The organism is Limnobacter olei, from assembly GCF_029087225.1.
GTDB lineage: Bacteria > Pseudomonadota > Gammaproteobacteria > Burkholderiales > Burkholderiaceae_B > Limnobacter > Limnobacter olei.
This window is the reverse complement of sequence record NZ_JARFJD010000010.1, coordinates 63,976-89,824: the sequence shown is the minus strand read 5'-3', so window position 1 is coordinate 89,824 and position 25,849 is coordinate 63,976. Positions and strand designations below refer to the sequence as shown.

Sequence of the window (25,849 nt, the reverse complement as noted above, 5' to 3'; positions counted from 1 at the left end):
TCACTTCTCTCTGGTTAAAGGGCGTCTTTACCGGTTTCGCCTGTGCGAATACGGGTAACACTCAACAAATCAAACACGAAAATTTTGCCGTCACCGATCTTGCCGGTTTTGGCTGCTGCTTCAATGGCTTCGCAGGCTTGGTCTACAAGGCTGTCGTCCACTGCGGCTTCAATTTTCACTTTGGGCAAAAAGTCGACTACATACTCGGCGCCACGGTACAACTCGGTGTGACCCTTTTGGCGACCAAAACCTTTCACTTCGGTAACCGTAATGCCTTGCACGCCGATGGCAGACAGCGCTTCACGGACTTCATCGAGTTTGAAAGGCTTAATGACTGCTGAAATTAGCTTCATTACGCACTCCTGAATTAAGTTTGAAGAGGGTAAAAACAGCGCCCCTCTTCAGAGCGCTGTCTGTTTTCGATTTAGAACTTGGCGCTGAATGTCACTACCAAAGAACCGTCTGTAATCTGTTCATTGTTGAAAATCTTTTCGCCGTCATCATCCACTGCAATATAAGCAGCAGTTACTGAGTACTTGGGGCTGATTGCGTAAGTAGCTCCGACGCTGTAGTCAGCATAAGAGTCATAGTTGACTCCGCCAACGTTCAGGTCCTTGTCGTAGGTAGTTAAACCATAGTGGGCGGTCAAACCCAACTTCTCGCTAAGCGGGAAGGTATAGCCCAAGTCCAAGTAGGTAGAGCCACTCAGGTCGATGCTGCCATTGCCCGCAGTCAAACCGAAGTAATCCTCGGACAGAGCGTATGACAACTTGGCGTACGCTGTACCGTAAGTCAACTTACCATAGGCCTCAAGTGTATCCAGCTCGGGAGCGCCTGGTGCAATTGCGACACCTTCGTAAAAATAATACAAAGCACCCACGTCGTAACCAATACCGTTGGCAAATGAGCCAGCATAGCCACCGTAGAAGTCCATTTCCAGACCAGCACTTCCGGAACTAGTACCGGAAGCGGTACCGGGGAAGTTCACGTTGGAGTTCCAGTTACCCACGTAGAAACCGTTGCTGAAAGCGGCGTCAAAGCCACCCTGGAAAGCTGGGCCAGCGTTAGTTTGGGAAATACCACGGAACTTGTAATCAGTAGTTACGTTAGCGTTGGCAGTTGTAGTGACCTCAACAGCTTGTGCAGTTGAAACAGCCCCGAAAGTAGTTGCGGCGATTGCAGCGACCAGTACTAATTTTTTCATCTCACTCTCCTAAAAATAGATGAATGCCGTAAAGTTTTTTTGGCAAGGGTCTATTAGCGAGAAGTGTGCCAGCCGCGGAGTCGTCAGTAATTTCGCGATAAATCCCCCTTTTTCGGGCACAATAGCAATTCAATTTTTTGAATTTTCCATCGCAGCACCAATTTGGTGCACTCTTTTGGTGCGATGCGATACAACTCTTTTGGGGGAAACATTGGCGAACAATCCTTTCGATGCCATCACGGCCAAAGTGGGTGAATTGCTCAATGCAAAAGGGCTTCAAAACATAGAGAACCCTGTAACACAGCTGATTCGCCAGGGTTTGCAAGACATGGAGTTTGTCAGCCTTGAGGATTTTGAAATTCAGAAAGAAGTGTTAAACAGGTTGCGCGAAAAGGTGCATGCACTGGAAATGCGCGTGGCTGACCTCGAAAAACGGGGCTGACCCACCAAGGGGCAAGCTCTCCTCCACCGGGTGACACAAAGCGAAGCACCCGTTTGCCAAACAAGGCTGTGTAGGGATAATCGTCGGGGTTTGACTGTAGCCCCCTCTGTTCCCCTACCATGCCTTTAGCCACCCTTCACAGTCTTACCTTTGTGGGCGTTCGCCCGGTTGCGGTTCAAATTGAGGTTCATCTGTCGGCCGGTTTGCCTTCTTTCGCACTGGTTGGTCTGCCCGACACCGAAATTCGCGAATCGAAAGAACGGGTTCGCTCGGCCTTGCTCAACAGCGGATTCGAGTTCCCTTCCCAACGAATTACAGTCAACCTCGCACCAGCCGACCTTCCCAAGGGAAGCGCTGCATTCGATCTTGCAGTGGCATTGGGCATTGCCAGTGCGTCGGGTCAACTGGCCAAAGCCGAGCTTTCTGACTGGTTGTTCGCCGGCGAACTTTCACTTTCTGGCGCACTGACTGGCGTGCGCAGCCCTTTTGCGCTGGCAGTTGCCGCTCGAAAGGAGGCCAGAACACGCCAGCGCGCGATTAAGCTGATGATGCCCAAAGCACAGGCAGGCCTGGCAGCTACAGTGCCCGATGTTGCTGTGTTCGGTGCGAACAATCTGTTTGAGGCCGCGGCGCATTTGGTGGGGCATGGCAGCCCAATCGACCAACACGTACCCAATACTCCGACGAGTTCAGCTCAGCTCACCCCGCTAGACATGGCGGAAGTAATTGGACACCAAACTGCCAAACACGCCTTGCTTGCTGCCACAGCGGGGCAACACCACATTCGCCTGGTGGGGCCGCCCGGCAGTGGGAAATCGATGCTGGCACAGCGCGTTGGCAGCCTGATGCCACCGCTGCCCTTTGAAGACTCGCTGGAAATTTCAGCCATTCGAAGCTTGAAGGGCGAAAGTGATGTACTAAGCCCGCAGCGCCCTTTTCGGAACCCGCACCCAAGCAGCACCATGGCCGCTTTGATTGGCGGAGGAAACCCACCCTCACCAGGAGAAATTACGCTGGCACACCAAGGCATTTTATTTACCGATGAAGTGTTGGAATTTGATCGGCGGTGCCTAGAATCGCTGCGGGAGCCGCTTGAAACCGGGCGTGTAAATATTTCCAGATCGGGCCATCAGGCCAGTTTTCCGGCAAGGTTTTTATGGGTGTGCGCCCACAACCCCTGCCCCTGCGGCTGGTTGGGGCACCCTGCCAAAGAATGCCGATGCACACCCGACCAGGTCAGAAAGTATCAAAACAAACTGTCTGGCCCCTTGGCCGACCGGCTGGATATTTCAGTTGAAGTGCAAGCCATCGACCACGGCACGCTGCTACACGGGGAAACAGAACACGCCGGGTTGGGCAGCAGTACAGAGCTGCGCAAACAGGTTGAACAGGCCCGCACCATTCAGCTAGAACGCCAGGGCTGCCTGAATGGTGAAATGAGCGCGGGCCAAATCAACAAGCATTGCAAACCCGCCAGCGGCGCTGAAAAACTGTTGCTGGCCTACGCCCAGAAAAATCATCTTTCAGCCCGTGCACTGCATCGAATTTGCCGTGTGGCGCGCACCTTGGCTGACTTGGATCAAATCGGGCAAATCGACAAAAAACACGTTGCTACTGCCATTCAATACCGCAAGGCATTGAACAACGAGACAGTCAGTCAGGTGCACGCAGTGGGTGAGCCGTGACTAAGACGCCTTAGCAGCTGCCGTCACGCCCGAAAGGGTATTAGGTGACTCGTCTTGCGGCCGGGTCGAGCAAACCAAATCCAGCTGAACAATTGCAGGGCCCACAAAATGGCCAGAGAAAGCCGCATGGCATCGGTACTGCCCAGCCCCAAAGCCACGAATGAATCAATACCGATACCAATGCCCCATTGAATACTGAATGCGCCTATGAAAATCAGCAGGTTCAAAGCTGTGCTGGAGCGGCCCGTGAGTTTTTTTGGAAATGGCTTGTTGCAAGTGGCGTAAGTCATAATGCCGGACGAAATCAGGAAGGCATGGATCAACCAACCCCACAGACTTGACTGCTCGCCCTGCACAATTTGAACAGCGAATAACAACAGCGACAAACCCATGCCGATCAACATGATTTGATCTTCATCGCCCCCAGCCTTGGACACCCGTTTGGTCAGAAAGCCCAAAGCCAGATAACCCAGCATTAGCACTGCGGAAATCCAGAACATGTTTTGCGCGGCCTGTGCATTGGTGACTCCAATGACATTGGTAAACCAAGGGCCAACCCACAAACCATGAAAAGCCATAAAACCACCTTGCGTGATCATGGCCAGAGGCGCGACACGCCAAAAATGAGGGTGTGCATAAATGGCCCGGTAACCCTGAGCCATGTCGGCAACCGACTGGGTTTTTTGGGGTTTGAACAACGCAGGCAAAGCAAACCACAGTGCCAGACCAGCCAATACACACAACACTGCTGCCACCCCAAACACACCGCGCCAACCCAAAGCAGGCAAAGCAGCTTCCACTGGCGTGGTCACGGTGAGTGCCCCAAGCGACCCTGCCACCAGCATCCAGGATGACAGGCTGGCCTGCATGTGCGGCCTGAAATAGAGCGAGTAGGCCTTCACGGCCGCCATTAAACACGCCGATACGCCCACACCAATCAGGGCTCGGCCCAACCACAACACCAGATAAGAATCGGCAACTGCGAAGAGCAGGGCACCCAGCGCTGCAAATCCGATCAACACTGCCTCAACTCGCCGCGGGCCGTAACGATCCAGCATGACCCCCACGGGCAACTGCATAATGGCAAAGGACAAAAAATACGCCGAGGCCAGAAAACCCAACTGCCCGGCGGTCAACCCCAGTTCTTGGACCAAGGGCTGTGCGATTACGGCATTGATGGCCCTGAACGCATAGGACATCACATAGGCGGCTGCGAAAATAATGAACATGCGCATGGCGAGGCTGCCATTCACATACATGTGCTCTACGCCATCGGGCCCAATTTCACGCGATACATTTTCGGGTTTGTACTGCATTACTGCCCCAACAGGGAAAAGCCACCGAACCACGAAGTGGCTGAATCTGGATTGGCAGCCTCGCCAGGGCCCATCATCAACACCTCATACAAAACGCCTTGGTGCTCAAAAAAACGAGCCTGCGCAAAAGCAGCTTCACCGCTTGGCAACTTGCCTTTGATCGACATTTCATAGACAGTTTTGCCCAACCATTGAATGGGCTTTACCTCGGCCTGGCCCGCCGCAATATTATTGGCAACCGCCTGGGCCAAAGCGTCGCGCAGGGCTGCGCCTTGCGCTGCCAATTCGCCCTGCAAGGGCACGGTGCCTACGGCAAAATACAAGCCTTCAATTTGCGCAGCCTGCAAAGTGAACGGCACTTGAAGCCCAATCAGATCCATGGTTCGGGTGGCTTGCGCTGGTTTGTCGGGAAAAGTGGCCATGTAGCCGATGTCGGTATTGGGCACCACGCGCCAGTTGAACTGGGGCGAACAAGCGACCAAGGCGCATAATGCAATCAGGGAAACGAAAATTGCACGGCTTGAAGCGAAAGCTGTTTTCATAAGGCGCTTTGAGGCGAAAATTAGGCAGGTGCTCCATTGTAGGGGCTCTTGATACAGATCAATAGCAGTGATAACCAGAGTGTGGGCAGAATGGGTATTGTGAAATTCAAATCGAAAGCAGCCGGCGACATAGTGATGTTCAAATCCAATGCAGACCAACTATTTCGAATTATGGGTATTGAACCCAGTGAGAGGGGCGTGATCGAACCACACGATCTTGCGCATGCCCATGCACAGCTGGTTGCGGCGGTGAACACTGAACGCATGGCCCGCGCCGAGAACCCGATTGATGAAGATGAGCTAAGCGCCGAAGAAAAAATTGCCCTGAAAAACCATGTGGGCCTGGAACAAAGAGCTTACCCCTTGTTGAAAATGCTGGAAGAAGCAGCAAAAAAAGAAGTGGACGTGCATTGGGGGTTCTGATGAACCCCCTTGCCGAGGCTTTGTTGTGTTTAAGCGCTAGCTGTTTCGCGGCGGCGCACAGGGCCGGCAATGGCTTCAACCTGCGTTTGGGTTTTCTTGCCCAAGCCAATTAAAAAGCCCAGTTCAGCGACCACAAACAAGGGGCCGATCGCCAAGCCAATCAGGTCGTCTACAAAGGCGGGCTTGCGGCCCTCGTAATAGTGGCCCACAAACTGGATAATCCAGCCCACCACAAAAATACCCACGCCAGCACCCAGCCAGGCCAATGTGCTCAAGGTTGCAAAGTGGCCGGCAGCCAACAGCAGTGCGCCGTGAATGACAAACATGGCCAAACCGTAAGCGAGGCTGAGTTTGAGATAAAACAGGCTGGACAACAAAAACACCACCAATGCCGGCGTAACCGCGATGCCAGCAACATCAACCGACACGCGCGACAGCAGAATAAGCACAGACAACACAATAATTGGCACGCCCACGAAGTGGGTGGCGATGTTGCGTGGGTCTCGGTGATAAGTGGCATAAGTTGCCAGTTGATCGACCAACGTTCTCATGGCTTGTTCTCCTTGAAGCGGCAATTGCTCTAAATATTTGATTTTGAGCTTATATGGTTACAAATCAAGCCTGAAAGGTCTGTCAATTGCCTGACATTTGATGCTAATTTAGTGGAACAGGTGGAGACATAACAAAAAAACAATGCAGACACACAACATTCAACAAATATTGAACCGCGGGAAATGGTTTGCCAATTTGCCCGGCAACCTGCAACAGGCTTTGTTAAAGCATGGTGCTTTGCGTCAGTTTCAAAACGGACAGCGACTATTTTCCAGAGGTGACTGTGCCGACGGCTTGTACGCGGTGCTAAGTGGGTCGGTCCAGATTGTGGGCGCGAGCAAACACGGTGCCGAGGACAAGCACGTGATCCTGACCCTGATTGACCCGCCCGACTGGTTTGGAGAAATCTGCCTGTTCGACCGCCAACCGAGAACCCACGATGCCCTTGCCGATGGACCTGCTACAGTGTTTCACGTACGACAGGCTCTGCTGGACCAACTGATTTCAGAAAACCCCAATTACTGGCGCGAATTTGGTCTGCTGTTGACCCAGAAGGTGCGCCTTATTTTCGGCGCCATCGAAGACGCTGCCCTGTTGCCCACCCCCACCCGCCTTGCCCGCCGTTTGCTGCAAATGGCCGAGGGCTACGGCATACGATCAGACAGTGGCACTGTGAGCGCGCGTACCTTGCACGTGTCGCAAGAGAAGCTCTCGGCCATGCTGTCGATTTCACGGCAAACGGTGAACCAAATGCTGAAGGAACTGGAGCATGAAGGTTTACTTCAACTGGGAAGGGGGAATATCGAGATTTTGAATCTGGAAGGGTTGAAACACAAAGGCCAGGTCAGCTAGCTGCATCCAAAACGGCCAGCCCCGTGTTCTTCCTCTGTCGACTTGTAGTTTGACACAAGTTTCAGGCATTAACGACAGAGGGGATTCAAATGAAATTCAAGAAAAAATTTGTGGCGATGGCGTTGTCCAGTTTGGTATTGGGTGGTTGCTTGTCGGATGACAACAATGTCGCTTTAACTGCGGGTGATGTTTTTGTATTGACATCCAGTGGGCAGCTGGCTTCATTTAACCGGGACCAGCCAAGCACAACTCGTACCTCTGTCGCGGTCAGCGGTTTGATGACTGGAGATACACTTTTGGGTATTGATTTCCGCCCACGCGACGGACAACTGTATGCGATTGCACGTACTTCTCCTGGTAATGGAGGGCGCCTGTACACCATCAACACCACCACCGGTGCGGCCACTGCGGGTGCCACCTTGATACCAGCTGCAACGCCAACAGCAAACGGCGCGTTCACCACACTGGACGCAGCAGCCACCTCATTCAGTGTTGACTTCAACCCAGCGGCTGATGCACTGCGCCTGATCAGCGACACAGGCCAAAACCTGCGCATTTTCGTGGCCAACGCAACCGGACGAACAGCGGGTGAAACATTTGTTGACGGCACGGTATCCGATGCGGCGGCAGATATTTCAGGCGCGGCTTATACCAACTCGTTTGACGGCACCACCAACACCCGCCTACTCAATATTGACACCGTGGCTGACAACCTGACATTTCAGAACCCCCCAACGATGGCACACAAGTGGTTGCTGCTCCGTTGGGTGTCAATGCAAGCGGCATGGTTGGTTTTGATATCGACGCGCGAAACAACCGGGGCTACGCCTTGCTGAATGTCGGCGGCAGCGTGGTGTTTCATACCATTGCCATTCCCGATTCAACGGCCACATTGCCTGTGAGCGGGCCCGCCGCCGTGGCTGTGGGTACACTGAACATCTCAGGCATTGTGGGCATGGCTTTGGTGCAGCCAACAGCCCCAACTGCGGTTGCTTTGGATGGCAACACGGCGGGTTCGCAACGCTTATTGAAGTTTGGCATACGCACACCTAACACAGCAACGGCCACCGCAATCACCGGGCTGCCTTCTGGAGAACGCTTGCTGTCGATTGACTTCCGCCCCAGCAATGGACGCTTATATGGTTTGAGCAGCGCGGGCAAAATTTTCACAATCAACCCAGACACAGGTGCAGCAACCCTGGGTTCCACGCTCAGCGTGGCGACAGACATTGTGAACGGTCTGGCCGCCGGCAAGAATTACGCCATTGACATCAACCCAGCGGCAGATGCACTACGCATTGTCAGTTCCCCAGACGGTGATGGTGCGTCCAAAAACTACCGCGTACCCGGAGCCAACCTGGAAAGCACGGGAGCCACCAACACCGACACAGACCTGACCCTCAATGGTGCAACAACAGGCTTTGGCATTGCCCAGGTTGCCTACACCAACAGCTTTGCGAATCCTGCACCCGCCGGCACTCGTTTGTTTGATGTGGACGCAGACAACAACCGGCTTTTGCAACAAACCAACGCCAATGCAGGAACCTTGGCTGCGATTGGACCCATTGGTACATTCAACGACTACGGTGGTTTTGACATTTCCGGCGGTGACAACGGCATGGTGCTGATGAGCAATCGCGCGCTGACCACAGGCACATTCAGCCTGTTCACGGTCAACCTCGGCACTGGCGCAGCAACCGCGGCAGGCGTGGCCAGTGGAACCAATGAAATCGGTTCAGGCGCAACAGCGAGCACAGATATTCGCGCACTGAGCATTCGCTTCTGAGCGAGTCGCATTGAAAAAACCCCGGTTCGAAAGACCGGGGTTTTTTTATCGCCAACGTTGAATTTAGTTCAACGCCACCGCAGTTCCGATAAACATGATTTCACCGGAAGGTCGGTTGCCCAAAGGAGATCCACCAGCGGGTTCCAAGGTGACCTCAAACAGCTGCTGTTCAACCAGCTTGGGTAACATGTCAGCAGGCAGTTCAAGCGGCTTGCCCAATTCCATCAACCCCAATGAGGTAGGCCCAGAATCGGTCGGAGCCTTGGTCCAAAGCTGCAAGCTTTTGCCCATGTTGGCAGGGTTGCCTTCAATGGGCAAACCACCAATTTGATACACGCGAATGGTGTCGTTGGGGCGAGCCTCAACCAGCCATTCAGTGGTTTTGTCAGGGCTCTTCATCACAGCCACGTATCGAGGCCCATCATTAAGTTCCTGGCTTGCTCCCAACAACTGCACACCCAGTACCACCGCTGCCACACTGGCTGCAATAGCCCACCCTTTCCACAACCAAGCGAAAGGTGATGTTGTTGCTGTCGATGCAGTTTTCTCGCCAGCCACGCCGATCGAGCTCTCCACATTGGTCCACACCTTAGCACTCACGGGTACTTGCTCAAACTTTCTGGACATGGCGGCAAAGTGTTCAGTCCAGTTGCTCACTTCTTTGGCCAACTCCGGGTCCTGATTCAAGCGTCGCTCGAAATCCTGTCGCTCAGCATCTGTCATCACGCCGAGCACGTACTCGCCAGCCTCAACAATCTTGGCTTCTGTCTGCGTCGTCTCTGTCATGACAAACACTCCTTCAATTTCAACAATCCCCGGCGTATCCAGCTTTTGACGCTGCCGAGGGGCGAATTCAATCGTTGTGCAATTTGTTCGTGGGTATAACCATCGACAAAAGCCAGCACAATGGCGTTGCGTTTGGTTTCATCCAGTTTGCCCAGACAAGCACTGAGCTTTTCGGCTTCCTGAGCCAGCTCCTGGTTGTCGTTGGTCGACAGCTCGGGAACGTCGTGCTCTTCGGAAGACACTTCCATCAACCGTTTACGCACCGTATTTAACGCTTGGTTGCGAACCACCGTGTACACCCAACCGCGCGCAGACCCCAAGGCGGGAGAGTATAACCGAGATCGATTCCAGACCTTGACCATGGCATCGTGTAAAACCTCTTCAGCCAGCTCACGCCGCTTCACAATCCGATAAGCCACCGCGAACAACCAGCGACTATCTCGCGCATAAATTGCCTGCAACGCAAATTTTTCACCGCGCGCGCAGGCCAGAAGCGCAGCCTCGTAGTCAAAGTCGCTAGGGTCTGGAGAAATTTTTTCAGTCACGTTAACACTACTCGCTGCAAGGTAAAACAGATGCAAAAGGGAAGGCGATAACAATGCCCCCCGCCTGGGTTAAATAAACAACCCGAATTAGTCCTCAAGCAAAGCACGCAACATCCATGCGGTTTTTTCATGAATGTCCATGCGTTGTGTCAGCAAATCGGCCGAAGGCTGATCATCGCCGTCTTCGATGATTGGAAAAATTTCGCGAGCGGTACGTGCAATCGCCTCATGACCCTTGGCAAGAATTTCCACCATTTCCATGGCCTTGGGTGGTTTGGCTGGTGCATCTTTCAAGGTGCTTAACTTCGCGAATTCCGCGTAGGAGCCCGGCGCATGAAAACCAAGTGCCCGGATACGTTCTGCAATCGGGTCCACTGCATTCCACATTTCGGTGTATTGGCCCATAAACATGGTGTGCAGTGTATTGAACATTTTGCCGGTCACGTTCCAGTGGAAATTGTGCGTGGTCAGGTACAAGGTGTAGGTCTCGGCCAACAAACGGCTAAGCGCCTGAGCAATCGCAGCACGCTTGGCATCAGGGATGCCAATATTGATTGATGGCATGTCGGGTTTCTTTGCTGCTTTGGCCATTTTCTCTCTCTCCGGTTTTATTCGTTGGGTGACTGACCCAGTGGATTGGAAATAGTTGCAATTCCATTGATGTGCACCGATCCGAAGTACAGTTTGCCATCAAAGGGCGTCACCTGCGTGAGGTAATAATAGTAAGCACCCGCCTTCTCTGCTTGCAGGTTGGCAATCACGATGCCTTGCGGGTTGATTGCCAAGGCCATTGCCTTGGGTTTGATCGGGAACTGAACATGGTTCAATAATTTTGCCATTGCTTTGCGAACAGCAGGTTTGTCGGCAAGTGAATCGAGTAGCGGGTCACGTAAACTGGGTACTGCAAGCCAGTAGTTACCATCAGCATCGGTGCGGATATTGTCGGGAAAGCCGGGCAAGCCATCGACAAACACATCGCGGGTTCCGGCCTTCTCGCCTTGCAACCAATACCGCACAATTCGGTATTCGCCGGTTTCGTTGACCAGCACATAGTCGCCAGCCTTTGAAATTGTTACACCGTTGGCAAATTGCAAACCACTGAGTAATGTTTTGGTTTCACCGGTGAGGAAGTCATATTGGAGCAATCTTCCGTTGAGGCCGTGCTCCACAATATCGAGCACATAATTGTTGAAATCAAACTTGCTGGAAGCGTCCGAAAAATAAGCATAGCGGCCATCGGCGCTCACTGCCACATCATCTACAAACTTGAATGGCACACCTTCCGACTCAGTCGAGAGCACAGTGACTTCGCCTTGCAGGGTCACTTTCAACAAGCCCTTGATCGCATCGGCGACCACCAAAAAACCCTCGGGATGGAACACCAAACCCAAGGGGCGGCCTTTGGTGTTGGCGATCAAATCAAAAGGAGTCGTTTGGGGGCTTTCTTCGACTTGCAGATTCTCTGGGTCAAACCGAACAATTTCACCGGTGTTCATGCCGGTGTACAACAAGCCATCAGGGCCAGGTTCGATTGACTCAGGCTGAAGCAGGTTGTAGGTGCCAATTACTTGCGCGTCTTGCAACAAATTGTTATCGGCATATGGGCCCGCGGTCAGGCTGGGCATGGGTGCAGGCTTCCAGGCCGCAGGTTCCACCGGTGTTGAGCCAAGCAACACCACTCCACCAATCACAGCCGCTGGCAGCAATACCACTGCAATCAAAACTTTGCCCAAAGCACGCATATTGTTGACACCTTGTAATTTCCGTTAGCATGGATGATATCGGAGGAAACAAGCCGAACCATCAAAATAATCAGGAGACCCGTTGTGAATTTTGAACCCAGCGCCAAGGCGCAAGACTTTGTAAAGCGCGTTCGCGCCTTCATGAAAAACGAAATTGCGCCGCTTGAAGCCACCTACTGGGACAAAATTGAAGCCCAGTGCAATGGCCGCGAGTGGAACAACTGGCGTATTCCCCCTGAAATGGAGGCCCTGAAAAGCAAGGCGCGCGAGGCGGGCTTGTGGAACATGTTCCTGCCCGATGACAAACTGGGTGCGGGCCTGAGTACCATGGAATACGCGCTGGTGGCCGAAGAAACAGGCCGAAGCCTGATGGCACCTGAAGTGTTTAATTGCAATGCACCCGACACCGGCAATATGGAGGTGCTGTGGAAATACGGCAGCGACGCGCAGAAAAAAGAGTGGTTGGAACCTCTGCTGGCAGGCGAAATCCGATCTGTTTTTTGCATGACAGAGCCCGATGTGGCCAGCAGCGATGCCACCAATATGCAAGCCACCGCCACGCTGGAAGGCGATGAAGTGGTGATCAACGGCACCAAGTGGTGGAGCAGTGGCATTGGCGACCCGCGTGCAAAAATCGCCATTGTGATGGCACGCACAGAAAACCCGGATTTGGACCGCCACCACCAACACACCATGGTGCTGGTGCCATTGAATACTCCGGGCGTTTCAATCAAGCGTATGCTGCCCGTGTTCGGCACTTATGATGAACCCCATGGCCATGGCGAGGTGGAGTTCAACAATGTGCGCGTGCCCTTGGGTAATGTGATCGCGGGCCTGGGTAAAGGATTCGAGATTGCGCAAGGCCGCTTGGGGCCTGGCCGCATTCACCACTGCATGCGCTGCATTGGTGCGGCCGAGGAATCGCTGGACCTGATGATCAAGCGCGGCATTTCGCGCGTGGCGTTTGGAAAGCCCTTGATTAATTTGGGCGGCAACCGCGAACGTGTGGCTGAAGCACGGCTGGCCATTGACCAGGCCCGCTTGTTAACTCTCTACGCCGCATGGAAGCTGGATCAACTCGGTGCACTGGGTGCGATGACAGAGATTGCAGCCATTAAAGTAGTAGCGCCCAATGTGCTTGAGCAGGTGGTAGACATGGCCATTCAAATGCATGGTGGAGCGGGTGTTAGCCGCGATACGCCGCTTTCTGGCTTCTACATTCAGGCGCGCAGCTTGCGCCTGGCCGATGGCCCCGATGAAGTTCACAAAGGAGTAATTGCCCGCATTGAAATGATGAAGCGAGGGTTTAAATAATGACCGAGTCCAAAAAATCGGTCATCGACACGGGTGGTGCGGTTCGCCAGGGCGAAGAGTTAAATACCGACGTGGTAACGGGCTGGCTGCGCGCGAAAGGTTTAACGCTGAGCGACAAGCCAGAGTTAACGCAATATTCTGGTGGCGCTTCCAACTGGACTTACCGTTTGAAATACCCCGAAGCCGATTTGATTCTGCGCCGTCCACCCAAAGGCACCAAAGCCAAAGGTGCACACGACATGGGCCGCGAGTTTCGCATTCAAAGCCTGTTAAAACCAGTGTATCCCTATGTGCCAAATATGGTGGGGCATTGCGCCGATGAGTCGCTGATTGGCAGTGAATTTTACGTGATGCACAGAATCGAGGGAATTATTCCGCGCAAGCACATGCCGCGTGGCGTGCAGCTTAGTCGCGAACAGGCCCGGCAACTCAGCATCAACTTTCTGGATCGCCTGATTGAGCTTCACCAAATCGACATTCACACCAGCGGACTGAATAGCTTAAGCAAGGGCAGTGGTTACACACGCCGCCAGCTTGACGGCTGGAACCAGCGCTATGACAAGGCACGCACGTGGAATGTAAGTTCATTCAACAAGGTAAGACGCTGGCTTGACATGAATTGCCCCGACGATGTGAAACTGTGCATGATTCACAACGACTGGCGGCTGGACAATGTGGTGCTGAACCCGACCAATCCCACCGAAATTATTGGGGCTCTAGACTGGGAATTGGCCACTGTGGGCGACCCGCTGATGGATTTGGGCAGTGTGATTACCTACTGGGTGCAGGGTGACGACAACTTCTTGATGAAGATGCTGCAACGACAACCTTCCAACCTGCCCGGTATGATGACGCGCCGTGAAATGGTGGACTACTACATGCAGAAAACTGGAATACACACCAACAACTGGACCTTCTACGAGGTGTTCGGCTTGTTCCGAATCGCCGTGATTGCACAACAAATTTATTACCGCTACCACCACAAGCAAACACGCAATCCTGCATTTAAAAACTTCTGGATTATGGTGAATTATTTTGATTGGCGATGTAAATCGCTCATCAAGAAAGCAGGTTGAATACGCATGGGAACCATCTATTTAATTCGCCACGGGCAAGCCAGTTTCGACAGCGCGGATTACGACAATTTGTCTGAGCTTGGACAACTTCAGGCAGCTCAGCTGGGTGCCTGGTTCAAAGCGCGCAAAATTCGACTGCATGGTTTTTTTAGCGGCAGCATGAATAGGCACCTGCAAACCGCACAGGCTTTTGCAAGCACCTATGGTGTGTTTCAAGAACCGGTGCAACATGCCGGTTTAAACGAATACGACCATGAAGCGATATTGCAGGCGCTGATTGGTCAGTACGACAATCCCGATGCGTTCGAACAACAGGTGATGCAGAACGCAGACCCCCGCAAGGCGTTTCAACAAATCTTCGAGAAAGCGATCGCGCGTTGGGTGAGCGGTGAACACGACACCGACTACCCGGAAAGTTGGCGTGGCTTCAAAGCCAGGGTAATGAGCGGCTTGGGCTTAGTGACCGCTCAAGCGATGCAGCTGAAACACGGAACAGGTTCAGCGAATGTGGCAGTGTTTACCTCGGGTGGGCCAATTACGGCAGTTGCGCAAAACCTGTTGCAATTGCCCGATACCAACGCATTCAATTTGAACTGGATGATTACCAATTGCAGTGTCAGCAAACTATTGTTTGGTCAGCGTGGCATAAGCCTGGCTAGCTTCAACGAGCAAGCCCATTTTGAAGGTGAAATTGCTGGCGTGTTGGCAGATCAGGCCAATGGGCTGGAAGCATTTGCTGCCAAACCCAATGGCCTGATTTCTTACCGATAGGAATCAAGCACTCACTGTGCTTTCTTGATCTCGGTCACGGTGTAGTTCGAGCCTTCCTGCTTCACATTGAACTTCACCTTGTCACCTTCCTTCAAGCCTTCCAGCATGGCTTTGTCGGCCACACCGAACACCATGGTCATAGGTGGCATTTCAACACTTTTGATTTCACCGTGCTTCACGGTGATCTTGCCGGTGTTCTTGTTGATTTTGCGAATTTCGCCATCGGCCATTTCAGCTTGAGAAGCAGCTTTCGCCTTGGCCTTGGCTTCAGCTTCCATGCGTTGCTGATTCTCAATAACGTGCACAGTGTGGTCAGCGGCATAAGCAGCACCTGCACCCAACAAAGCCAAGGTAATTGCACTCAGTTTCAATGTATTTTTCATGGTATTACTCCTACAAAAAGTTATTTGGCCGCCACGGTGATTGACCCCACCATGCCCGCCTGAAAATGACCTGCTATCAAACATGCGAATTCAAATTCGCCTGCTTTGTTAAAGGTCCAAACAATCTCGCCTGTTTTGCCTGGATCCACATGGGTCATATAAGGCTCATCGTGTTCCATGCCAGGAAATTTCAGCATCAACTCCGCATGCTTTGCATTCTCAGCTTGTGTACCAATTACAAACTCATGCAATAACTTGCCAGTGTTCTTGACCCGGAAGCGAATGGTTTCGCCCTGCTTGACCTCCAGCTTGCCAGGCTGAAACTGCATGTCATCGCCCATGCTGACGTCGACAGTTCGAATCACATTCGCGGCATCACCCGCAACGCCCCAATCAGTTTGTTCTTTCACCACTGGTGCGTTACTGCCTTTCTTTTCGCCATGAGCAAGTGCAACATTGTTCACTCCTCCCAATAACGCAGCAAAGGCAATCAGGACTCCGAATAATTTCAACATTTACATTCCTTTACGTAAAAACGATCAGTGGCCTGAATGCCCAGTGGGTTTACGCACCTGCAACTCAATATGTGGCTGGTTCTTCTGCGCCAACTTCATGCTGGGCTGCCCGGCGTTGCTGCTGCGTTTGGGTTTGGCCAGTTCACCCGTAAATTCATAGGCCACTGTGCCCTCCGGGTGTTTGTACCAACCAGGGTCGGAATAATCACCGGGTTTTTGATCCTTTCGCACTTTCAGCATACTGAACATACCGCCCATTTCCACCGAACCAAAAGGGCCGTCACCCGTCATCATGGGAATGGTGTTGTCGGGCAGCGGCATTTGCATTTCTGCCATGTCGGCCATACCCCGCTCACCCATGGCCATGTAGTCCGGAATCAGGTTGGTGATTTTCTTGGTCATGCCCCGGTGGTCCACGCCGATCATGGTGGGCACATCGTGGCCCATCGCATTCATGGTGTGATGGCTTTTGTGACAATGAAATGCCCAGTCGCCTTCTTCGTTGGCGATGAATTCCATTTGACGCATTTGGCCCACCGCAATATCCACAGTGACTTCAGGCCAGCGTGAATTTTTCGGTGTTGGACCACCATCGGTACCAGTCACCTCAAATTCATGGCCATGAATGTGAATGGGGTGATTAGTCATCGTCAGATTACCAACACGAATCCGGACTCGATCATTCTTGCGAGCGACGAGTGGTGAAATACCCGGGAACAGTCGGCTGTTCCAGGTCCACAAATTGAAATCCAGCATGGTCATGATTTTCGGTGTGTAAGCTCCAGGATCAATGTCATAGGCATTCAACAAAAAACAGTAATCCCGATCCACTTCGCTGATCAACGGATTTTTGTTCTTGGGGTGTGTTACCCAAAAACCCATCATGCCCATGGCCATTTGCACCATCTCATCGGCATGCGGGTGGTACATGAAGGTACCAGGCCTTCGTGCTTCAAATTCATACACAAAGGTTTTACCAGCTGGAATACCTGGCTGGTTCAAACCGGTCACACCATCCATGCCGTTGGGCAAGCGCTGGCCATGCCAATGAATGCTGGTGTGCTCAGGCAGTTTGTTGGGCACAAATATCCGCACGCGGTCGCCTTCCACCACTTCAATGGTAGGGCCGGGGCTTTGCCCGTTGTAGCCCCAAAGGTGGGCCGTCATGCCCGGTGCCATTTCCCGCAAGACGGGCTCAGCCACCAAATGGAATTCCTTCACACCGTTGTTCATGCGCCAAGGCAATGTCCAGCCATTCAACGTCACCACCGGGTTGTAAGGGCGCCCGGTGTTGGGCACCAAGGGGGGCATGGTGTCAGGCGATGTTTGTAAAATGGGTTCAGGCAAAGCGCTCATCGCCACCTTGCTGACACTGGCCGCAGCCACCGCGCCGCCAGTTAGTGCAGCGGCCTTGAAAAATTCTCGTCTCGAAGTCATGTTGAATGTCCTTTCATTTAGTGGCCACCGCCAGCATCACCGCCAGCACTTGCAGACGCGCCACTGACTGATACCATCATGGGCTTGCCCACCACAGTGGCCTGCAAAGCAGCGTCAGCACGCCAAAAATCAGCTTGAGCGTTGATGGCCTGCACCACCACATTCACCTGGTCACGGCTGTCCGCCAACAACTCGAACACCCCAATGAACATGCCGTTGTAACGCAGCACATTTTCATCGGCAATGGTTTGCCGCAGTGGGATGATTTCATCGCGGTAGTGGCGTGCAATGTCGTAGGTGGTGCGGTAAGCCGAGTAGCTCTCCCGCAGGGTGGATTGCGCACTACGCAACGTGGCTTCAAGCCGGTTGGCAGCAGCCAGGGTGTTGGCATTGAAGGCGTCCCGTTTCATGCCGCCCCAATCGAAAATTGGCAGGGCCAATTCAAGTTCATACCCTTTTTTGTTGTTGCGCTCACCGGTGTCGTTTTCAAAAACGGTGTCGTAACGGATGCCAGCTTCAATATCCAGAAAACTGGCCACATTGCCCAATCCCTGCGCTTTTGCACTGGCATCAAAGCCCAGCTTGGCCATCCTCACATCGAGTCGATTCTCAGCCCGCTTGGCCACATCAGCCGCGGGTTTGGGCGCCTCAGGCAAATCGGGCAGGCGATCGGGTAACTTCAGCTGCGCAACCTGCTCGGTGTTCAACCCCAACATTCGCACCAGTGCTTCGCGGGTGGCTGTGGCTTTGTGCCGTGTGGCAGCAAGATTAAGCGCAGCATCGGCATAAAAGCTTTGCTGGCGTGCGCGTTGCAAGCGGGTGAAGTTGCCCACTTCCTGCATGCGGCGGGCCAGTTCAGCGCTGGTTTGAGCACTTTCAAACACCTGCTGAGCATAAGTGTGTGCCTGTTGGGCGGCAACTGCATCTACCCAGGCTTGGCGAACCTGGGTCACCTGGTCCACCACACTGCTGGTTAATTGCAACTGCGCCCGGTCAAGTTGCGTGCGGGCAATTCCCTGGCGTGCGGGAAAACTCAGCAAATCCAGCAGGCCAAAACTTAGCAAACGCCCCAGTTCCAGCTCATCCTTGATCCGCAAACGCTCGAAAGCAAAAACCGGATTGTGAATTCGACCGCTTTGTGCAGCTTGCGCGGCTTGTGCCCAGTTCTCGGCCAACACAGTTTGAAACTGCGGGCTGTGGGTCAACATTAATTCCACCGCAGCAGGCTGGCTCAACGGTTCTTTCAGTATTTCGCTGGCTTTGGTTGCCATGGCCTGGCGTTGTTCATCGGTTTGAACAAGGCTCATCTTGCCCTGAGTGAAGCCACTCAGCTCTTGATTGGTTTGGTCTAGAGACTCGTTGATATTGACCGTGGCGCAGCCCGTCAACACAAGCACCGCAAGCGCAACCGTCGTTCTCCTCAAAATACGGTGGGTGTTCATTGCGCACCTCCGTGATTGTGTGACCGGGTTTTGGATGGGTCTTGCGCGCTGGCCGGTTTGTCTTTTTCTTGGTCTTCATAGGGCTCGCGTGCATACACACGCCAACCGCCAATTTCATCAACCAATTGATTGGCTTTGGGCCAGTTCTGTATTTCAGAATCGGAATAGGCTTGATAGCCCTCGAAAGCCGATCGGTATTCAAGTTCTTGCACCGTCTGTTCGGCATTCGCAGACGATGCGAAGGCGAGTAACAGGGGTGCGAATAAGAAATGGGACTTCATAGATCCTCGCAATCATTTAATACACAAGGCATGCAGGCGAATGTGGCCCGGCATGCCCAAGAATCAAATGGCGAGGGTTTTGGGCGGTCGATCAATCCGACGAGTGTCGGCGGAATGCGGAAGTTGCGGCGAAGAAACGGGGTGCAGCATGTCTTGCTGAATGGCATTGAAGCTGGCCTGTGCTACCGGCAACAGCACCACAGCACAGGTGGGCGCGCAGTTGCAACAACCGTGCAGCGACTTCATCAATTTTTTGGACGAGTCAGGATCATCATGATCCACCATGTCGTGCATGCTGTGGTCCATGCCGTCGTGGTTCATTTCGCTGTGGTGCATGGTGCTGTGGTCGATTGCCTGACCGGTGCTGCTTGAATTTCCATTCAAATGGCACGCAAACATGCTGGCCTGCGCCATGCCCTGAACGGGCAACGCAAGTAACATAAGCCACATGAAAAGAGTTCGAACCATTTTTGTCATAACCCGGAACATACCATCTGGGTTAGGACAGGGCAAGCTGTAGAAAGTTCGGAAGCTTCCCCCTGTGGGAAGCTTAGGCCGGGACCTTCATGTTCGCAGCAATCGCCCCAGCAGCCATGGCAGCCGGGGACTGATTCAAATAGGCCTGCGCCAATTCGGTCGAACCCTCTTTGGATGGATCGTACCATGGGCTGAAATAAGGCAACTGCTGCATCACCAGCCACAGTGGATTGGGCAACAACTCCTTGCGCGAAGCCTTGAACCATTCAACCCACATCCATGGCTTGTAAACCGCAGGTTTTTTCTTGGCAAAACGGGGATCTTGCCCGGCAATATTGGCCGCGCCATCTACCCACAGACCAATAATCATCGGCACTACAATGGCCGCCAGGTAATAGCGTGACAAATAGTCGCCACCCAAATGCTTGTACAAATCAAAAGCCACACTGCGGTGCTCCACTTCTTCAGCACCATGCCAGCGAATCAGGTCCAGCAACACCTGGTCTGAATTCAGCTCGTCCCATTTTTTGTTTTCCAGCACGTACATGCCCAACACGCAGGTCATGTGTTCAATGGTGGCTACCAAGCCAAGACGGGCCAGCAACCAACGGCGCTCCAGCCAGGTTGGCACTTTTTTCCCAAAAGGCGTGTCATCCAGCACCACATCAAACAACCATTTCATCAATTGCTGATTACGCTCGGTCTTGATGCCGCGCGCGGCTAGATATTCCTCAGTGGCTGAACTGTGCCCACGTGCATGCATCGCTTCCTGCTTGATGAATCCGCGTACGTCCTCTTTCAGTTTTTCATCGGTCACCAAGGGCAGAGCCTTGTTGTACAGCCGACAAAACCAAAACTCGCCAGCAGGCAAAATCAGGTTGATTTCGTTGATGAAATAGCTTGCATAGGGCTCATCGGGAATCCAGTCAATCGGTGTTTCCGACCAATCAAATTTCACGTTGCGTTGCTTCAAAGGCACATCAGTGTTGGACGCGGGACGCGCGGCTTTTTTTCGCGCAGCAGTGGTGGCGGTCATGGTGGGTCTCCGACGGTTTTTGCTTAAGATGACATTCTTCGATGTCATCGTTTGATCATAACCGGGAAGTGACAGAACCGATAGTGGATTTGCTCTACCGCAGTGCGGCAAACCATGCGGTGCAACCCCCGCATGATTCGCAATCAAAATCAGGCTGTCGAATCTTTGACCGTGGTCGACTTGCCATTGATTTTCACCGACTCAATGCCGTTGTCGCATGCAGCCTCGCTGGCGTACATCTGGCTGGAACCAATAATTTGATGATTGGCAGCCTTCAAGTTGAAATGGTGCTTGCCGTTGGCAGCGACCTTCTTCTCATAACGTGATGCTTCACCGCAGTTTTTCTGAACTGACTCAATTCCGTTTTCAGCGGCGGCTTTGGTTTTGTAGAGTTCGCTGGTCAAAATGGTTTCATGGTTGCCCGCCTTCAAGGCAAATTTGAACTGACCATCGCTGCTTTTGCTTAATTCGAAATAACCTGCCATCTCCAACTCCTTTGCTTGAATGTTTGGTGAATGCTATGGGTTAACCCATTTCGGTTATATCACAGGCCCGTGAAAGTTCAATGCATCAAGCAAAAACGGCGACCAGTTGCCCGGTCGCCGTTTGAGGTACTGCATCGTTCAGGCGCTTATTCTTTCAAAGCCACCTGTTCGGCATTGAAACCACCGCCCAAAGCTCGAATCATCGCCAGGCTTGCGCCTTGCTGGCTCTGCCAGGCCGATGCCCAACTGAGTTGTGCATTCAACAAATTGCGTTGGGCATCCAGCAATTCAAGCTGGTTGGCCACGCCGTTGTCGACGCGTAACTGCGCCAAGCGAACCACTTGGGTCAGGGTTTGAACCTGCTCCTGTCGCGCCTGCAAGCGCTCACGTGCTTCACGCTGTGCCACGATGGCGTCGTAAATTTCCTGGAATGCAGTACGTATACTGGCTTCATACTGCAACACTGCTTGATTGCGGCGCGCCACGGCTGCGTCTCTTTCATCAAACAAACGACCCGCCTGGAAAATTGGCTGTGTAATTTGAGTCTGAAAACTCCACACTCGGGCTGGGCCGCTGAACAAATCGCTTAAATCTGCGCTTTCACGTCCACCAAATGCACTCAAACCGATTGTAGGGAAAAAGGCTTTGCGGGCCGCTTCCAGGTTGGCTTCGCCAGCCAGCAATTGTTGTTCAGCCGCAGCCAAATCGGGGCGACGCAGCAACAATTCTGAAGGTGTGTTTTCCGGCAATATGAACAGCTTGGTCAATTCCAGATTTTCCACGGCCAAGTTGGGCAACTCCGGTGTGTTTCCGCCGACAATCACCGCCAGCGCATTTTGTGCGCGGGCCAGTTGTTCCCGGGTGTCGGGCAACTGCGCACGCACTGCCAACAATTCCGCTTCGGTCTGGCGCAATTGAAGTTCATTGCTCAAACCCACGTCGTAACGCTGCTTGGCGAGTTTGTAGGCCGAGTCCCGGCTTTCGAGGGTTTGCTCAAGTACCTTCACTTGCAAACCCAACACACGCACTTGGGTATAAAGCGAGGCAGCCGTAGCAGCCACGCTCAAACGCACACCCCGTACGTTGTAGCCTTGTTGCATAAAGCCAGCACGGGCTGCATCTTCCAGGGCACCAATGCGCCCCCACAGGTCAAGCTCCCAAGTGGCGCCAATCCCGAACTGATTGCTTTCGTACACATTCTGACCACCAAACACCGGTACATTGCCCGCTTGCGACGGGCGGTTTCGGCCAGTGGTGAACTGACCGAAAATAGATGGCCATTTCTGGGATTTCGCAATTCCAAGAACGGCACCGGCTTCATTCAAGCGCTCATTGGCCAAACGCACATCGGTGTTGTTTTTCAGGGCCTGTTCAACAACTTGAGTCAACGCAGGATCACCCAACAACAGCCACCAGGCTTCGTTTTGAACCTGGCTCATACCAACGCCTTTGGCGTTCTCAGGCACTACGACCTCGGTCGACTTTTCAGGCTTTGCGGTGAACCTGTCCAGCAGAGGAATGCTGGAAGCACAACCCGTCAACGCCAAGGTCAAGCCCAAAGCGATCGCGGTTTTTGGAAGGGCCTTAAACATGCTCGCCCCCTTTGTTCGTTGTAGATTGATTGGATGAATCATTTGCTTCCTCTTCATCACCATGGTGTCGTCCACCTTTTTCACTTCTGTCAATCAGACGGTAAAACAGGGGCACAAAGAAAATTGCCAACAGCGTGGCGGCGGTCATGCCACCCATCACACCAGTGCCAACCGCTGTTCGCGCGCCAGCACCTGCACCGCTGGAGAACGCCAGCGGAACGACCCCTAGAATAAACGCAAAAGAGGTCATGAGGATGGGGCGGAACCGCAAACGGGCTGCTTCCAGAGAGGCCTCCAATGCACTCATGCCTTCCTCTCGTTTTAGCACCGCGAATTCCACAATCAAAATCGCGTTCTTGGCAGCCAGGCCCAACAAGGTCACCAAGCCAATCTGGAAGTACACGTCGTTGGTCATGTCGCGCATCCACACTGCCAGCAAGGCGCCAAACAAACCAAACGGCATGGCCAGCAACACCGAGAACGGCAAGGTCCACTTTTCATACTGTGCCGCCAAAATCAGGAACACCATCAACGCACCAAGGATCAGAGCGAAGCTTGAAGAACCCGCAGAACGTTTTTCCTGGAAGGAAGCACCCGAGAAGTCGTAGCTGAAATCGTCGGGCAACACCTCTGCTGCAATGTCTTCAATAGCCTTGATGGCTTCGCCGGAGCTCACCCCGGGTGCGCCACTGCCCAGCAATTTCACTGCGGGTAGATTGTTGAATCGTTCCAAAGTTTCTGGCCCCTGTGAAAACTCCACTTTTGCAAAGGCGGAAATTGGAATCATCTCGCCTTTGTTGGAACGCACATACATATTGCCGATGTCGGTTGGGCTTTTGCGATACTGCGCATCCGCCGACATCAACACCTGCCAGGTACGGCCAAATTTGTTGAAGTCATTCACATAGTACGTGCCCAGGCTTGCCGACAAGGTATCAAATACCTCATTCACATTCACACCCATGGCGCGGGCACGCTCGCGGTCTACATCCACATACAACTGTGGTGTGCCTGGGCGCCACAGGGTTTGTACACCCGCCAAACGCGGATCTTTGTTGGCTTTGGCAATGAAGTCGTTCATCACCTTGGCCAATTCTGCCGGCCCACCTTCGCCACGGTTTTGAATGTAAAACTCAAAACCGCCTGCATTGCCCAAACCGAAGATTGGAGGTGGGGCAAAGGCCAGCACCAAACCTTCCTGAATGCCGGCCGTGCGGCCAAACAATTCACCCACCAGCTCCCCGGTTACAGCTTCGCGCTCATCCCAGTGGCGCTGGGTCACGAACATAGTGGCTGCGTTATTTTTAAAGCTGCCGCCTAAAAAGTCGAACCCAGTGAATGCCACGGAATACTCGTTGGCCGGGTTGGCGGCCACTGCATCCACCACTTCAGCCACCACCTTGTCGGTGCGCTGCAAGGTGGCACCGTCGGGCAAAAACACCGCGGCAATGAAGTAACCCTGGTCTTCATCGGGCACCAATGAGCCGGGTGTAGCCCTGAACAAACCGGCGGTCACCACCAGCATGACCAGAAACAGGCCAATACCAATGGCCGGACGCATGCTGATGAACTTCACGCCACCGACATATTTGGTCGTGACACGGCCAAACCAGTCGTTGAACCAGGTGAAAAATTTACCGGGTTTTTTGTGCTCATGTTTCAACAACATCACACACAATGCTGGTGTCAGGGTTAGCGCCACAATACCGGACACAATTACCGCAATCGCAATCGTGATCGCAAACTGGCGGTACAGCTCACCAGTCAAACCACCGAGGAAACCAATTGGAATAAACACAGCCGACAACACCAACACAATCGCAATCACCGGGCCCGTCACTTCCTGCATGGCCTTAATCGCAGCCTTGCGGGCACTTAAGCCCTCCTCATGCATGATTCGCTCAACGTTTTCCAGCACCACAATGGCGTCGTCCACCACAATACCGATGGCCAGCACCATGCCGAACAAGGTCAGTGTGTTAATGGAATAGCCCAACAGGTACAAGCCAGCAAACGCACCCAACAGGGACACGGGCACAGCCAGAATTGGAATCAGCGTGGCGCGCCAGTTTTGCAAAAACACATACACCACGATGAACACCAGAATCATCGCTTCAATCAGCGTTTTCACCACTTCGCGAATCGACACTTCTACGAATCGTGTGGTGTCATAAGGTACGGCATAGTTAAGACCTTCTGGAAAGTCCGCCGCAATTTCATCCACCGTGCCTTTCACGGTTTGAGCCACTTCAAGCGCATTGGCACCGGGCTGCAAAAACACACCAACCAGCGTCGCTGGCTTGCCATTGATACGACCGGTAAAGTCGTAATCCTTGGAACCCAATTCCACGCGGGCCACGTCCTTCAAGCGCAATGAAGAACCGTCAGCATTCACCCGAATCAACACATTCTCGAACTCTTCAACATCTTGCAGCCGTCCCTGCGCCGTGATGGTGTAGACCAGTTCCTGGCCATTGTTGTTGGGGGCTTGCCCCACCTTGCCTGCTGCGAACTGCGCGTTTTGCTCATTCAGCGCGGCAGCGATATCACCCGCAGTCAGTTTCAACTGGGCCATGCGATCGGGCTTGATCCAGATGCGCATGGCGTAGTCTTTCGCACCAAAAATTTGAACGTTGGTGGTACCCGGAATTCGCTTGATACGGTCCAGCACGTTCAAGGTCACGTAGTTCGAGGTGTAGAAGTCATCGAACCTGCCGTCTTCAGAATAAAACGCCAACACCTGCAAGAACGACGATGAACCCTTGTTCACAGTCACACCTTGCCTGCGCACTTCCTGCGGCAAGATATTTTCCACTTGCTTCACGCGGTTGTTCACGTTCAAAGCGGCTTGATCCGGATCGGTGCCAATTTCAAACGTCACCATGATTTCAACCACGCCACTGCTGGCCGAAGTCGAACTCATGTACATCATGTTCTCAACACCGTTGATGGCGTTTTCAATCGGTGCTGCCACGGTGCTGGCAATTACTTCCGCAGAGGCACCGGGGTACACTGCACGAACCTGCACCACTGGGGGTGCAATTTCAGGATACTGCGCGATTGGCAAACCACGCATGGCGGCCAAACCAGCCAGCATGATGAAAATCGACAACACGGCCGCAAACACAGGCCGGTCGATAAAAAATTTCGAAAACATGTGTGACC

The 25,849-nt window shown here is 53.1% G+C and carries 27 protein-coding genes and 1 pseudogene; 9 read left to right on the top strand and 19 right to left on the bottom strand.

The annotated features are described in order from the left end of the window. Window positions 1–14: 14 nt before the first annotated feature. Window positions 15–353: a P-II family nitrogen regulator gene (locus tag PY990_RS07795; protein WP_008248258.1), complete on the bottom strand. Its 339-nt coding sequence runs from the start codon at window positions 351–353 to the stop codon at window positions 15–17. A gap of 71 nt (window positions 354–424) precedes the next feature. Continuing rightward, window positions 425–1,204 (bottom strand): TorF family putative porin, encoded by a 780-nt coding sequence (locus PY990_RS07790; RefSeq protein WP_275271129.1) that lies wholly within the window; start codon window positions 1,202–1,204, stop codon window positions 425–427. A gap of 211 nt (window positions 1,205–1,415) precedes the next feature. On the opposite strand from PY990_RS07790, the gene PY990_RS07785 reads away from it, so the two are divergent. Together PY990_RS07785 and PY990_RS07780 are read left to right on the top strand one after the other, a co-directional pair. After that, window positions 1,416–1,646 carry an accessory factor UbiK family protein gene (locus tag PY990_RS07785; protein WP_275271128.1) on the top strand — a complete coding sequence of 77 codons (231 nt, stop codon included), beginning with the start codon at window positions 1,416–1,418 and terminating at the stop codon, window positions 1,644–1,646. 119 nt (window positions 1,647–1,765) lie between these two features. Beyond that, entirely contained in the window at window positions 1,766–3,331 is a 1,566-nt protein-coding gene (locus PY990_RS07780) for a YifB family Mg chelatase-like AAA ATPase (RefSeq protein ID WP_275271127.1), read from the top strand. Between the two features lie 23 nt (window positions 3,332–3,354). Here PY990_RS07780 and PY990_RS07775 read toward each other — a convergent pair whose 3' ends face one another. Then, on the bottom strand, window positions 3,355–4,647 hold the full coding sequence (locus PY990_RS07775; RefSeq protein ID WP_275271126.1) for an MFS transporter: 1,293 nt from the start codon (window positions 4,645–4,647) through the stop codon (window positions 3,355–3,357). Beyond that, window positions 4,647–5,189 carry a hypothetical protein gene (locus PY990_RS07770; protein WP_275271125.1) on the bottom strand — a complete coding sequence of 181 codons (543 nt, stop codon included), beginning with the start codon at window positions 5,187–5,189 and terminating at the stop codon, window positions 4,647–4,649. The genes PY990_RS07775 and PY990_RS07770 overlap by 1 nt, the downstream gene beginning before the upstream one ends. A 90-nt stretch (window positions 5,190–5,279) precedes the next feature. Between PY990_RS07770 and PY990_RS07765 the strand changes: the two genes are divergently transcribed. After that, entirely contained in the window at window positions 5,280–5,612 is a 333-nt protein-coding gene (locus PY990_RS07765; RefSeq protein WP_171097196.1) for a DUF1840 domain-containing protein, read from the top strand. Between the two features lie 29 nt (window positions 5,613–5,641). Here the strand turns inward: PY990_RS07765 and PY990_RS07760 are convergent, their stop codons facing one another. Further along, the gene (locus PY990_RS07760; RefSeq protein WP_171097194.1) at window positions 5,642–6,163 is read right to left on the bottom strand and encodes an Mpo1 family 2-hydroxy fatty acid dioxygenase; all 522 of its coding nucleotides are present in this window, start codon (window positions 6,161–6,163) and stop codon (window positions 5,642–5,644) included. 142 nt (window positions 6,164–6,305) lie between these two features. Here PY990_RS07760 and PY990_RS07755 point away from each other — a divergent pair, with 142 nt between their 5' ends. The 3 genes and pseudogenes from PY990_RS07755 (at window position 6,306) to PY990_RS07745 (ending at window position 8,802) form a co-directional block, all read left to right on the top strand. Next, on the top strand, window positions 6,306–7,016 hold the full coding sequence (locus PY990_RS07755) for a Crp/Fnr family transcriptional regulator (RefSeq protein WP_275271124.1): 711 nt from the start codon (window positions 6,306–6,308) through the stop codon (window positions 7,014–7,016). 89 nt (window positions 7,017–7,105) lie between these two features. Further along, window positions 7,106–7,848, top strand: a pseudogene (locus PY990_RS07750) (DUF4394 domain-containing protein); the annotation flags it as partial. A gap of 123 nt (window positions 7,849–7,971) precedes the next feature. Then, complete coding sequence (locus PY990_RS07745) at window positions 7,972–8,802, top strand: DUF4394 domain-containing protein (protein WP_413789511.1); 831 nt, start codon at window positions 7,972–7,974, stop codon at window positions 8,800–8,802. Window positions 8,803–8,865: 63 nt separating this feature from the next. Here PY990_RS07745 and PY990_RS07740 read toward each other — a convergent pair whose 3' ends face one another. The 4 genes from PY990_RS07740 to PY990_RS07725 all read right to left on the bottom strand — a co-directional run bounded on the left by PY990_RS07740 (window position 8,866) and on the right by PY990_RS07725 (window position 11,875). Further along, complete coding sequence (locus PY990_RS07740) at window positions 8,866–9,588, bottom strand: anti-sigma factor (protein WP_275271121.1); 723 nt, start codon at window positions 9,586–9,588, stop codon at window positions 8,866–8,868. After that, window positions 9,585–10,133: a sigma-70 family RNA polymerase sigma factor gene (locus PY990_RS07735; RefSeq protein WP_105027931.1), complete on the bottom strand. Its 549-nt coding sequence runs from the start codon at window positions 10,131–10,133 to the stop codon at window positions 9,585–9,587. The genes PY990_RS07740 and PY990_RS07735 overlap by 4 nt, the downstream gene beginning before the upstream one ends. Before the next feature lie 87 nt (window positions 10,134–10,220). Continuing rightward, window positions 10,221–10,724 carry a Dps family protein gene (locus tag PY990_RS07730; RefSeq protein WP_105027930.1) on the bottom strand — a complete coding sequence of 168 codons (504 nt, stop codon included), beginning with the start codon at window positions 10,722–10,724 and terminating at the stop codon, window positions 10,221–10,223. 17 nt (window positions 10,725–10,741) lie between these two features. Then, window positions 10,742–11,875, bottom strand: coding sequence for an SMP-30/gluconolactonase/LRE family protein (locus PY990_RS07725; protein ID WP_275271120.1), 1,134 nt, complete (start codon window positions 11,873–11,875; stop codon window positions 10,742–10,744). Between the two features lie 84 nt (window positions 11,876–11,959). Between PY990_RS07725 and PY990_RS07720 the strand changes: the two genes are divergently transcribed. From PY990_RS07720 to PY990_RS07710, 3 genes are read left to right on the top strand one after another with little or no spacing between them, the layout of a single operon-like run. After that, window positions 11,960–13,189 carry an acyl-CoA dehydrogenase family protein gene (locus PY990_RS07720; protein WP_275271119.1) on the top strand — a complete coding sequence of 410 codons (1,230 nt, stop codon included), beginning with the start codon at window positions 11,960–11,962 and terminating at the stop codon, window positions 13,187–13,189. Next, window positions 13,189–14,265: a phosphotransferase family protein gene (locus tag PY990_RS07715; protein WP_275271118.1), complete on the top strand. Its 1,077-nt coding sequence runs from the start codon at window positions 13,189–13,191 to the stop codon at window positions 14,263–14,265. Before PY990_RS07720 ends, PY990_RS07715 begins: the two co-directional genes overlap by 1 nt. 6 nt (window positions 14,266–14,271) lie before the next feature. Further along, window positions 14,272–15,036, top strand: a complete 765-nt coding sequence (locus tag PY990_RS07710; RefSeq protein WP_275271117.1) for a histidine phosphatase family protein — start codon at window positions 14,272–14,274, stop codon at window positions 15,034–15,036. 11 nt (window positions 15,037–15,047) lie between these two features. Here PY990_RS07710 and PY990_RS07705 read toward each other — a convergent pair whose 3' ends face one another. The 10 genes from PY990_RS07705 to PY990_RS07660 form a co-directional block, all read right to left on the bottom strand. After that, entirely contained in the window at window positions 15,048–15,419 is a 372-nt protein-coding gene (locus PY990_RS07705) for a copper-binding protein (protein WP_275271116.1), read from the bottom strand. Window positions 15,420–15,439: 20 nt separating this feature from the next. Continuing rightward, window positions 15,440–15,934: a cupredoxin domain-containing protein gene (locus PY990_RS07700; RefSeq protein WP_275271115.1), complete on the bottom strand. Its 495-nt coding sequence runs from the start codon at window positions 15,932–15,934 to the stop codon at window positions 15,440–15,442. A 24-nt stretch (window positions 15,935–15,958) separates the two neighbouring features. Next, window positions 15,959–17,371 (bottom strand): multicopper oxidase family protein, encoded by a 1,413-nt coding sequence (locus PY990_RS07695; RefSeq protein ID WP_275271114.1) that lies wholly within the window; start codon window positions 17,369–17,371, stop codon window positions 15,959–15,961. A gap of 17 nt (window positions 17,372–17,388) precedes the next feature. After that, window positions 17,389–18,813, bottom strand: a complete 1,425-nt coding sequence (locus PY990_RS07690) for a TolC family protein (protein ID WP_275271113.1) — start codon at window positions 18,811–18,813, stop codon at window positions 17,389–17,391. Then, on the bottom strand, window positions 18,810–19,094 hold the full coding sequence (locus tag PY990_RS07685; RefSeq protein WP_275271112.1) for a hypothetical protein: 285 nt from the start codon (window positions 19,092–19,094) through the stop codon (window positions 18,810–18,812). Before PY990_RS07685 ends, PY990_RS07690 begins: the two co-directional genes overlap by 4 nt. A gap of 63 nt (window positions 19,095–19,157) precedes the next feature. Beyond that, on the bottom strand, window positions 19,158–19,544 hold the full coding sequence (locus PY990_RS07680; protein ID WP_275271111.1) for a hypothetical protein: 387 nt from the start codon (window positions 19,542–19,544) through the stop codon (window positions 19,158–19,160). Between the two features lie 100 nt (window positions 19,545–19,644). Beyond that, the gene (locus tag PY990_RS07675; RefSeq protein ID WP_275271110.1) at window positions 19,645–20,607 is read right to left on the bottom strand and encodes a metal-dependent hydrolase; all 963 of its coding nucleotides are present in this window, start codon (window positions 20,605–20,607) and stop codon (window positions 19,645–19,647) included. 149 nt (window positions 20,608–20,756) lie between these two features. Beyond that, on the bottom strand, window positions 20,757–21,092 hold the full coding sequence (locus tag PY990_RS07670; RefSeq protein WP_275271109.1) for a YegP family protein: 336 nt from the start codon (window positions 21,090–21,092) through the stop codon (window positions 20,757–20,759). A 146-nt stretch (window positions 21,093–21,238) separates the two neighbouring features. Then, on the bottom strand, window positions 21,239–22,684 hold the full coding sequence (locus PY990_RS07665) for an efflux transporter outer membrane subunit (protein ID WP_275271108.1): 1,446 nt from the start codon (window positions 22,682–22,684) through the stop codon (window positions 21,239–21,241). Further along, window positions 22,677–25,841, bottom strand: coding sequence for an efflux RND transporter permease subunit (locus PY990_RS07660; RefSeq protein ID WP_275271107.1), 3,165 nt, complete (start codon window positions 25,839–25,841; stop codon window positions 22,677–22,679). The genes PY990_RS07665 and PY990_RS07660 overlap by 8 nt, the downstream gene beginning before the upstream one ends. Window positions 25,842–25,849 lie beyond the last annotated feature (8 nt).

Coding starts and splice junctions, on each gene's coding strand:
- PY990_RS07795 (WP_008248258.1), bottom strand. CDS start 353: ATGAAGCTAATTTCAGCAGTCATTAAGCCTTTCAAACTCGATGAAGTC.
- PY990_RS07790 (WP_275271129.1), bottom strand. CDS start 1,204: ATGAAAAAATTAGTACTGGTCGCTGCAATCGCCGCAACTACTTTCGGG.
- PY990_RS07780 (WP_275271127.1), top strand. CDS start 1,766: ATGCCTTTAGCCACCCTTCACAGTCTTACCTTTGTGGGCGTTCGCCCG.
- PY990_RS07775 (WP_275271126.1), bottom strand. CDS start 4,647: ATGCAGTACAAACCCGAAAATGTATCGCGTGAAATTGGGCCCGATGGC.
- PY990_RS07770 (WP_275271125.1), bottom strand. CDS start 5,189: ATGAAAACAGCTTTCGCTTCAAGCCGTGCAATTTTCGTTTCCCTGATT.
- PY990_RS07765 (WP_171097196.1), top strand. CDS start 5,280: ATGGGTATTGTGAAATTCAAATCGAAAGCAGCCGGCGACATAGTGATG.
- PY990_RS07760 (WP_171097194.1), bottom strand. CDS start 6,163: ATGAGAACGTTGGTCGATCAACTGGCAACTTATGCCACTTATCACCGA.
- PY990_RS07755 (WP_275271124.1), top strand. CDS start 6,306: ATGCAGACACACAACATTCAACAAATATTGAACCGCGGGAAATGGTTT.
- PY990_RS07745 (WP_413789511.1), top strand. CDS start 7,972: ATGGCTTTGGTGCAGCCAACAGCCCCAACTGCGGTTGCTTTGGATGGC.
- PY990_RS07740 (WP_275271121.1), bottom strand. CDS start 9,588: ATGACAGAGACGACGCAGACAGAAGCCAAGATTGTTGAGGCTGGCGAG.
- PY990_RS07730 (WP_105027930.1), bottom strand. CDS start 10,724: ATGGCCAAAGCAGCAAAGAAACCCGACATGCCATCAATCAATATTGGC.
- PY990_RS07725 (WP_275271120.1), bottom strand. CDS start 11,875: ATGCGTGCTTTGGGCAAAGTTTTGATTGCAGTGGTATTGCTGCCAGCG.
- PY990_RS07715 (WP_275271118.1), top strand. CDS start 13,189: ATGACCGAGTCCAAAAAATCGGTCATCGACACGGGTGGTGCGGTTCGC.
- PY990_RS07710 (WP_275271117.1), top strand. CDS start 14,272: ATGGGAACCATCTATTTAATTCGCCACGGGCAAGCCAGTTTCGACAGC.
- PY990_RS07705 (WP_275271116.1), bottom strand. CDS start 15,419: ATGAAAAATACATTGAAACTGAGTGCAATTACCTTGGCTTTGTTGGGT.
- PY990_RS07700 (WP_275271115.1), bottom strand. CDS start 15,934: ATGTTGAAATTATTCGGAGTCCTGATTGCCTTTGCTGCGTTATTGGGA.
- PY990_RS07695 (WP_275271114.1), bottom strand. CDS start 17,371: ATGACTTCGAGACGAGAATTTTTCAAGGCCGCTGCACTAACTGGCGGC.
- PY990_RS07690 (WP_275271113.1), bottom strand. CDS start 18,813: ATGAACACCCACCGTATTTTGAGGAGAACGACGGTTGCGCTTGCGGTG.
- PY990_RS07685 (WP_275271112.1), bottom strand. CDS start 19,094: ATGAAGTCCCATTTCTTATTCGCACCCCTGTTACTCGCCTTCGCATCG.
- PY990_RS07680 (WP_275271111.1), bottom strand. CDS start 19,544: ATGTGGCTTATGTTACTTGCGTTGCCCGTTCAGGGCATGGCGCAGGCC.
- PY990_RS07675 (WP_275271110.1), bottom strand. CDS start 20,607: ATGACCGCCACCACTGCTGCGCGAAAAAAAGCCGCGCGTCCCGCGTCC.
- PY990_RS07670 (WP_275271109.1), bottom strand. CDS start 21,092: ATGGCAGGTTATTTCGAATTAAGCAAAAGCAGCGATGGTCAGTTCAAA.
- PY990_RS07665 (WP_275271108.1), bottom strand. CDS start 22,684: ATGTTTAAGGCCCTTCCAAAAACCGCGATCGCTTTGGGCTTGACCTTG.
- PY990_RS07660 (WP_275271107.1), bottom strand. CDS start 25,841: ATGTTTTCGAAATTTTTTATCGACCGGCCTGTGTTTGCGGCCGTGTTG.